9 protein-coding genes are annotated in these 7,760 nt (G+C 63.9%); 1 reads left to right on the top strand and 8 read right to left on the bottom strand.

Going from position 1 to position 7,760, the window contains the following annotated elements; translation table 11 throughout:
• Positions 1–125 precede the first annotated feature (125 nt).
• The 8 genes from VGG53_RS09580 to VGG53_RS09545 all read right to left on the bottom strand — a co-directional run bounded on the left by VGG53_RS09580 (position 126) and on the right by VGG53_RS09545 (position 6,735).
• A complete protein-coding gene (locus tag VGG53_RS09580; protein ID WP_331517817.1) occupies positions 126–671 on the bottom strand; it encodes a hypothetical protein in 546 nt (181 codons plus the stop codon).
• A 247-nt stretch (positions 672–918) separates the two neighbouring features.
• Entirely contained in the window at positions 919–1,542 is a 624-nt protein-coding gene (locus VGG53_RS09575; RefSeq protein ID WP_331517816.1) for a class I SAM-dependent methyltransferase, read from the bottom strand.
• Positions 1,539–2,135, bottom strand: coding sequence for a DUF4389 domain-containing protein (locus VGG53_RS09570; protein ID WP_331517815.1), 597 nt, complete (start codon positions 2,133–2,135; stop codon positions 1,539–1,541). Before VGG53_RS09570 ends, VGG53_RS09575 begins: the two co-directional genes overlap by 4 nt.
• Positions 2,136–2,201: 66 nt before the next feature.
• Positions 2,202–2,609 carry a nuclear transport factor 2 family protein gene (locus VGG53_RS09565; protein WP_331517814.1) on the bottom strand — a complete coding sequence of 136 codons (408 nt, stop codon included), beginning with the start codon at positions 2,607–2,609 and terminating at the stop codon, positions 2,202–2,204.
• Positions 2,606–3,487, bottom strand: a complete 882-nt coding sequence (locus VGG53_RS09560) for a TIGR03619 family F420-dependent LLM class oxidoreductase (RefSeq protein ID WP_331517813.1) — start codon at positions 3,485–3,487, stop codon at positions 2,606–2,608. The genes VGG53_RS09565 and VGG53_RS09560 overlap by 4 nt, the downstream gene beginning before the upstream one ends.
• The gene (locus tag VGG53_RS09555) at positions 3,484–4,653 is read right to left on the bottom strand and encodes a thiolase domain-containing protein (protein WP_331517812.1); all 1,170 of its coding nucleotides are present in this window, start codon (positions 4,651–4,653) and stop codon (positions 3,484–3,486) included. Before VGG53_RS09555 ends, VGG53_RS09560 begins: the two co-directional genes overlap by 4 nt.
• Positions 4,654–4,655: 2 nt before the next feature.
• The gene (locus VGG53_RS09550; protein ID WP_331517811.1) at positions 4,656–5,717 is read right to left on the bottom strand and encodes a thiolase domain-containing protein; all 1,062 of its coding nucleotides are present in this window, start codon (positions 5,715–5,717) and stop codon (positions 4,656–4,658) included.
• A gap of 10 nt (positions 5,718–5,727) precedes the next feature.
• On the bottom strand, positions 5,728–6,735 hold the full coding sequence (locus VGG53_RS09545; RefSeq protein WP_331517810.1) for a Zn-ribbon domain-containing OB-fold protein: 1,008 nt from the start codon (positions 6,733–6,735) through the stop codon (positions 5,728–5,730).
• Between the two features lie 70 nt (positions 6,736–6,805).
• On the opposite strand from VGG53_RS09545, the gene VGG53_RS09540 reads away from it, so the two are divergent.
• Positions 6,806–7,760, top strand: a 955-nt coding sequence (locus tag VGG53_RS09540) for an LLM class F420-dependent oxidoreductase (protein WP_331517809.1), incomplete at its 3' end; no start/stop codon positions are given.

Here is a 7,760-nt window from a genome sequence, read left to right as displayed (position 1 = left end):
GGTCGGCGCGCTGGCGATCAGCTTGCTGGGCTCGCTGCCGCCGGCCCGGCGCGCGGCGCGACTGAACATCATCGAGGCGGTCGGCGTCGATTAAGGCGATCGCGATCTCAGTTCAGCTGTCCACCTCAGAGGCCGAAGAAGGCGTTTTCAACAAGGAAGACCCACAGCGGTTCGAGGGGATCCGTGAAAGGAATGGTGAACGTGCTGTTCAGGGCTGTGTCCATCGAATCTATGAACGTGTTGACTGTCACGCCAGCCGTCCCGACGCCGATGTCGTCGGGCAGCGTTATACCTAACCCAGCCGCCGTCGTCGCCAACATATCTGAGGGATCTGCCCCAGAAGTCAACACATCCGTGATACCGAGCGACGGGATATTGACAACCATCGCTGCAAACCCGTCATCAGCGTCGGCCGCCTCTATGTCCGTGACCCCAAAAAGGCTGAACAACTTGTCGACGTTGGAAATAAAGTCCGTCTCAGCCGCCGGGGCGAACGATACGGGGTCGAACGATGCGGGGGCGAACGATGCGGGGTCGAACGATGCGGGGTCGGCGAGGGTAGCGAGGGTGAGGGCATCCCCGTCGTCCGCGTGGGCGATCGGGAGGGTAGCCAACGAAGTGAGTCCGGCGGCCAGAAAAGCACCGGCAGCCGTGCCGAGAACGAGTGTCATGCGCCGAGTACTACTCATTGGAGTCTCCAATCGAGGAATGTGACTTAAGTCACTATTAGTACAACCTGAGCATATACCTCAAGAAACCTGAGCGATACCCCCTCACCTGGTGCGACCCGCGGGATCAGAAACCCAACGGAATGTTCGGTCATAAGGGGTACACGTGTCGTCAATGAACAAAAGCTGAATGGCAGCTGAACACAGGCTCAACAGAAGATAACGATTGCCTAACGGTTGACCCACACGTTCATTGGATGACGGTGGCGAAACCTTGCAGATGAGGGGTGCACGGGGGCGGCACCAGGGTGCGTCGGGTGTTGCGTAATCCCCCGGTATCGAATCCGGCCGCGGCAATGGCGTCGATGGTTCGGCGGTTCGGCTCGCAGCCGGAAGCCAGCCATGACCACGGTTTGGCGATCAGGTCCTGGAACCGACCCATCAGCCCGTCCCCGCGGACATGCTCGAGAACGACAAGTCTGCCCCCGCGAGCGAGGACCCTTCGGATCTCGCCGAGGGTGGCGGCCACATTGTCGACCGAGCACAGCACCAGCCCGACATGCACCGAGTCGAAACTGTTGTCCGGGAAGGGAATCGATTCGCCGATACCGTCGACGATATCGACCGCAATGTTGCGGCGACGAGCCAGGGCCGACGCCATTCGACGCATCGCCGCCTCGGGCTCCACGGCTGCGACCGACGTCACCGCGGGTGGAAGGAACAGCAAGTCAGTCCCGGGTCCCAGGCCCACCATCAGCAGCCGGCCGGTCGCATGGCTCATCGCCTCTCGGCGGTGCCGACGATAAAACAGCCGGTCGAACACCGGCATGCCAAGTCGATAGATGTACGGAAACAACGGATTACGCCGTGTCATCGGTTACCCAGGTCCATTCGGAACGGCGGATATTCGTCGCGCATCAAGGAGACATAGACGGCCACCCGATAGCGCCATCGAACCATGCCCAACAGAAGGTCCCGCATGCCCTCCGGGATCGTCCCGCTGAACAACAGGCAGAAGGGTGCGATGACGCACAACAGCTGCAGCAGCGGCTCCATCGCCCAACAGATGAGTATCTGAGGGAGCGCTAGCAGCCACCACTTCACCAGCACAAGCCAATTCGTGAGCCGCTCCGGATAGTCGACCTCCAGTTCGCCTGGATAGTCGGGTCGCGACGCGAGCGTGAACGGCGGGTACTTGTCCGTGCTGTTCATCGGAAATCGGTAATTCATCAGCCGCCACGACCAGCGCAAGACCCCGACATTGAAGTCGAAGAGCGGACGCGGATACCGTCCGGTGAACAAGATGGCGACGCCGGCAACGACGGTCACCAGCGGATAGAGCACATACAGACCTATCAGGATGGGGTAGTGCGGCACCGCCAGCACGCACCATTTGAAGAGCCATAGCCAGCGTGAGGGCGCGTCGAAATCACTTCGTACGCGTACGGGCTCGTCCACGCTGTCCATCCTGCAGGTCCCCAGGCTGATATGCAGGTCGCTCCAACTTGATTACGGGGCAGAGGAGTGCTTGGTTCAGATCTTTCGCGCGCTTGCGGTGGCTTGGTCGACTTCCCAGTACGCGCGCAGAGCCAACAGCTTGCCGTCATCGTCGGCTTTATAGGTGAACACGCCTTCGGCGGTGACCTGGTGTCCGGCCGCGGTGATCAAGATGTGGCCGACGTTGGCCTCCTCGTTGCCGCACTGATACGTGTCGCGGAAAACGAATTCGATCTTGTCGGTCGGAGCAATCGCCTTGTCCCAGAAGGCCGAGATGGCGTCGCGACCCCGATGCCCCTTGCCCTCGGGATCGAAATGCGATGGGCCGATCGGGTCTTCGACGATCGCGTCGTCGGCGAATACCGCCAGCCAGGCCTCTTTGTCCCTGGCCCCCACCGCATCGCGGGAGCGCTTGCCGGCCAGGTGTGCGTGCGTTTCAATCATTTGTCCTGCCATCCCGAGTGGATATAGATGTCGGCGAAGCGTTTCAGCGAATCTTTCTTCTTCTCCACCGGGGCATCGAAGGCCAGCCCGTCGAGAACCCAGGGGATGACGATGTTGTCGGTCACGCCGATCTCGGCCAATTCGCGGTGGCCATCCACGCCGAACTTGTCGATGCAGACCGCCTGGTATTCGAAAGGCGCGTCGGCGCGGTCGTGTTCGGCGAGCAACGCCTTGATCTTGCCGATGGTCTCGTCCAATTGCTCGCCGGTCATCATCGCGCTGGTCCATCCGTCGCTCACCCGCGCCGCGCGCTTGAGCGCGACGTCGGTGTGACCGCCAACGTAGAACGGCACCGGTTTGCTCGGCGCCGGGCTCATCTGCAGTTTGCCGAAATCATAGAAGTCGCCGTGGAATTCGACCATCCCGCCGTCCAGCACGAGTTTGATGACCTCGATCATCTCGTCGACGCGCTTGCCACGCTTGGCGTAAGGAACGCCGCACCATTCGAATTCTTCTGGCGCCCAGCCGATGCCGACACCGAAGCCGAATCTGTTGTTGGTGAGGTTGGCCACCGAACCGACCTGACGCGCCAACAGCAGCGGGTTGCGCGAGCCGAGCTTCATCACGTTGGTGTAGAAGAACAGCTTCGATGTGACCGCGCCCATCGCCCCCGCGGCGATCAACGGATCAACCCATGGCGTGTCTTCATTCCACATCCGTGAGCCGTCCGGGGTGTACGGGTAATCAGCGGCGGCCTTCTCCATGTAGAACAACGAGTCCGGCAACGCGATCGCGTCGAACCCTACTTCTTCGGCTGTCCTCGCGATGTCGACCAGTTGATCGATCGGCCCCATCGCAATGCTGCAGGTGTATTTCACGGCTTGTCGGCTCCCACGACCCACATCGAGTAATACTGCGAGCCACCGCCGTAGGCGTGGCCAAGTGCCTTGCGGGCGCCCCGAACCTGGTGATCGCCCGCCTTGCCCATCACCTGAATCGCCGCCTCGGCGAACCGGATCAGACCGGATGCGCCGATCGGGTTGGACGACAGCACGCCGCCGGAGGCGTTGAGCGGAATCCGTCCGCCAATCGCGGTTTCGCCGGCTTCGGTGAGCTTCCAGCCTCCGCCCTCGGCCGCAAACCCGAGATTCTCCAACCACATCGGCTCGAACCACGAGAACGGCACGTAGATCTCGGCGGCGTCGATCTCGTCGATCGGGCTGGTGATACCCGCCGCCTTCCACAGCGCCTTGGCGGCGTCGCGCCCGGCTTGCGGGTTGACCTGGTCGCGGCCGGAGTAGGCCAGCGGCTCGGTGCGCAACGCGGTGGCGTGGATCCATGCCACCGGATGGCCGTCGGCGACCCGCTTGTCGGCGGCGTCCTCGTTGCCGATCACCACCGCGCAGGCGCCGTCGGACGACGGGCACGTTTCGTCGAAGCGAATCGGATCCCAGAGCATCTGCGACGCCATCACTTTGTCCAGGGTGATGTCCGGTTGATGCAGATGCGCCAACGGGTTCTTGGCGCCGTTCAGCCGATCCTTGACCGCTACCATGGCGCCGATGTGCGTCGGCGCGCCCGATCGGCGGATGTAGGAGCGGACATGCGGAGCGAAATAGCCACCCGCGCCCGCGCCCACCGGCTTGGTGAACGGCACCGGAATACTCAATGCCCACATGGCATTCGACTCGGACTGCTTCTCCCACGCCATCGCCAGCACCCGCCGGTACTTGCCCGACTGCACCAGGCTGGTCGCCACCACACCGGTCGACCCGCCGACCGAACCCGCGGTGTGCACCCGGATCAGCGGCTTGCCGGTCGCGCCCACGGCGTCGGCCATGAACAGCTCGGGCATCATCACGCCCTCGAAGAAGTCGGGCGCCTTGCCGACCACCACGGCGTCGATGTCGGCCATGGTCGACCCGGAGTCGGCCAATGCCTTGTCGATGGCCTCGCGAACCAGGCCGTTCATCGAGACGTCCTGGCGCTTGGCGACATACTTCGTCTGCCCGGTGCCGAGCACCGCCGCCAATTGGCCTGCCATTGTTATTTCCCTTCCAGCACGGCGACGAGATTCTGTTGCAACACCGGGCCGCTGGTCGAGTGCGCGAGCACCCGGCCGGCGGAGCCGTCGAAAATATGTTGTGCCGCAAAGCCGATGCGTTCCAACCCGGCGGAGAACATGGGGTTGGCGGCCAGTGCGCCGCCCGACGGGTTGGTCTTGGTCGATGACGGCAGTCCGATGGCCTCGGTCAGGATGAGCTGCTGATGGCTGAACGGCGCGTAGATCTCGGCCACCTCGATCGAACCGGTGTCGCCGCCCGTCGCAGCCTTCGCGGATGCCTGCGTCGACGGGGACGTGGTCAGGTCGCGGGCACCGAGGACCGGAGTCTCGATGCGGTGCTCGATGCCGGTGATCCACGCCGGGTTTTCCCGTAGCTCGCGAGCCTTGTCACCGGTGGCCAGCACGATCGCCGACGCACCGTCTGTGATCGGCGCAATGTCATGGCGCCGAAGGGGATCGGCGAAGTATGGCCGGGACAGTAGCTCGTCGATGCTCTTGGCCGGCTTCTCCGAGTCGGTGCGCTCGGCAGCGGCGAATGAATCCAACGCCACCTGCGCCATCTGCTCGGCCGTCCACTTGCCGGCGTCCAGGCCGAAGCGGGCTTGCAGCCCGGCCATCGAGACCGCGTCCGGCCACAACGGCGCGACGGTGTACGGGTCGGTCTGCAGTGCCAGCACCCGGCGCAGCGTGCCGGCCGAAGACTTGCCGAAGCCGTAGACCAATGCGGTGTCGACCTCGCCAGTCAGCAGCTTGATGTAGGCCTCATACAGTGCCCACGCGGCGTCCATCTCCACGTGCGACTCGTTGATCGGCGGCACCGCGCCGATCGAATCGATCGCGGAGATGAACGAGAATGCCCGGCCAGCAAGGTAATCCGACGATCCGGAGCACCAGAAGCCGATGTCGGTCTGCTCGAGGCCGAGATCTTCGTACAGCGATTGGAAGCATGGCATCAGCATTTCGACGCCGTTGGTGGTGCCGTCGGTGCGGCGCACATGCGGCGCATGGGCGAATCCGACGACAGCTACATCGCGAACAGTCACGTTGTTCCCTTTACAGGTGGTGTTTGTAGGTGTCGTAGTCGGCGTCGGGTTCGCCGGTCGGCTTGAAGTATTCGATGTTGTCGATCCCCAGACCCCATTCCTCGCGGGGCTTCCAGACGGCCTCTACCCGCATGCCCATCCGCACCTCGGTCGCGTCGATCTCCTGAATCAGGTGCAGGAACGCGATATCGGCGCCGTCGAGCAAAACGTAGGCCGCGACATACGGCGGCTTGATGCGCTGGCCGGCGAACGGGATGTTGATGATCGCGAACGTCGTCACCGTGCCCTTGTCCGGGAGCTCGACGTAGTTGTCGAGTTCGAGGCCGGTCGCCGGGTCCGCTTCCTTCGGCGGGAAGTACACCTTCCCGTTTTTGCCGGTGCGCGCGCCGAGCAGCTTGCCTTCTTCGAGACCACGCAGAAACGCGCTCTCGGGAAGTGAAGCGGTGTGCTGGATTTCGATGCTGCTCGGTGTCACCTGGACCGTCACCGGGTCACGGTCGTCGGTCTTTTCGAAGGCGGGCGCCGCTTCCTGGGAGTCTGAGCCGAGCGCGAAGTAGGCGATGTCGGTGATCGCGCCCGCCGGTTCGTCAACCCAATGGACATGCACCCGCGCACCGGTGCTGATGGAATCGGAACCGGCAGCTCCAACATCAACGGCGTGCAGCAGCGGGACGTCGGCGCCGTCGAGTTTGATCAGCGCCCAGGCGAACGGCCGGTCCAGCGGTTGTCCCTCAAGGGGTTCGGGCTGCCACGTCCACGACAGCACGGTCCCGACACTGGCCACCGGCACGATCTCGGTCAATCGCTCGTAGGTGACCGGGTCGAACTCGGCGGGCGGGACGTAGACCCGGCCATCCGAGCCCCGGACGCCGACGATGCGTCGCTCCCGCAGGGCGGTGAAGAACTGGCTGAGGGTGGGTCCGACTGAACGGGTGTAGTCGAATGACAGCCTCAGAGGCGCCGAGAGCGGCTTCTGATGGGTATCGATCTGCACCGGGCTGCTTTGGCTGGTGGTCACAGCGTCGAGTAGAACAGGTTCTAAGAATGGATTCAAGATAGGGTCAGGACCTGCAGGGAAGGCGGCACTCATGAAGCTCGGACTCCAGCTGGGATATTGGGGCGCTCAGCCGCCGGACAACCACGCCGAACTCGTGGCCGCGGCCGAGGACGCCGATTTCGACGCGGTGTTCACCGCGGAGGCGTGGGGATCGGACGCTTACACACCGCTGGCCTGGTGGGGCTCATCGACGCAGCGGCTGCGGCTCGGCACCTCGGTCGTGCAGCTGTCCGCTCGCACGCCGACCGCGTGCGCGATGGCCGCACTGACCCTCGACCACCTCAGCGGGGGCCGGCACATCCTGGGCCTGGGCGTATCGGGTCCGCAGGTGGTGGAGGGCTGGTACGGCCAGGCGTTTCCCAAGCCGCTGGCCCGGACCCGCGAATACGTCGACATCCTCCGGCAGGTGTGGGCCCGGGAGAAGCCGGTGACCAGCGCTGGCCCGCACTATCCGCTGCCATTGACGGAAGGAGCCCGGCGACCAGTGACGGGTCTGGGCAAGCCGCTCAAGCCGATCACCCATCCGCTGCGGGCTGACATCCCGATCATGCTGGGTGCCGAGGGGCCGAAGAACGTGGCGTTGGCCGCCGAGGTCTGCGACGGCTGGCTGCCGATCTTCTACACACCGCGGATGGCCGACACCTACAACGAGTGGCTGGAGGAAGGGTTCGCCCGGCCGGGCGCGCGCCGCAGCCGCGAGGACTTCGAGATCTGCGCGACCGCCAACATCGTGATCACCGAGGACCGCAGGGCCGCATTCGCGGCGATGAAGCCCTACATCGCGCTCTACATGGGCGGGATGGGTGCCGAGGATACCAACTTCCACGCCGACGTGTACCGCCGGATGGGCTACGCCGACGTGGTCGACGACGTGACCAAGCTGTTCCGCAATAACCAGAAGGACAAGGCCGCCGAAATCATCCCCGACGAGGTCATCGATGACGCCGCGATCGTCGGTGATGTGGACTACGTGCGTAAGCAGATCA

It is taken from the genome of Mycobacterium sp. (assembly GCF_036490025.1).
Lineage (GTDB): Bacteria > Actinomycetota > Actinomycetes > Mycobacteriales > Mycobacteriaceae > Mycobacterium.
This window is presented reverse-complemented; position numbering and strand designations above follow the sequence as displayed.